This window comes from Streptomyces sp. AC627_RSS907 (assembly GCF_019049165.1).
In genome coordinates, this window is sequence record NZ_JAGMUE010000374.1 from 1 (window position 1) to 764 (window position 764).

Sequence of the window (764 nt, forward strand, 5' to 3'; positions counted from 1 at the left end):
GTGAAGTGCCGAAGTCGTCATAGCGCCATTCGTCTCGTCAGTCGGTCATAGCCCGGTCATTGTGCACCAGGCACCTGTGAATCAACCGCGCCGTGCGCGCAGTTCCTCCACGACGGCGTCCAGGGCGACAGGTGTCTGGTCCCCGCTCTCCAGATCCTTCAGCTGAACGACGCCCTCGGCAAGGTCACGTTCCCCCGCGACCAGGGCGAACCTGGCGCCGGAGCGGTTCGCGGACTTCATGGCGTTCTTCAGACCCTTGCCGCCGAAGGCGAAGTCGGCGGCGACGCCGGCCCGGCGCAGCGCTGTGACCAGGTCGAAGAGCACGCCCCTGGCCGCATCGCCGAGCGGCACCGCGTACACCTCGGTGGCCGCCGGCAGGTCCAGTTCCACGCCCTCGGCGCGCAGCGCGAGCACCGTGCGGTCCACGCCGAGCGCCCAGCCGACCGACGGCAGGGCCGGGCCGCCGATCATCTCGGACAGGCCGTCGTAACGCCCGCCGCCGCCCACCGCGGACTGCGAACCGAGCCCGTCGTGAATGAACTCGAACGTGGTACGCGTGTAGTAGTCGAGCCCGCGCACCAGCTTCTCGTCGTCCTCGAAGACGACGCCCGCGGCCGTCAACAACTGGCGTACGCGCTCGTGGTAGATCTTGCACGCCTCGCACAGGTGGTCGCGCAGCGCGGGGGCGCCGACGAGTTGCTTGCGCACGGCCTCGCGCTTGTCGTCGAGCACCCGCAGCGGGTTGATCTCGATCCGCCGCCGGG

1 protein-coding gene is annotated in these 764 nt (G+C 69.8%); it reads right to left on the reverse strand.

What is annotated here, in order from left to right; translation table 11 throughout:
* Positions 1–81 precede the first annotated feature (81 nt).
* Positions 82–764 (reverse strand): HisS family protein (locus KUM32_RS35960; protein WP_217146114.1); only part of this gene is annotated, 683 nt, incomplete at its 5' end.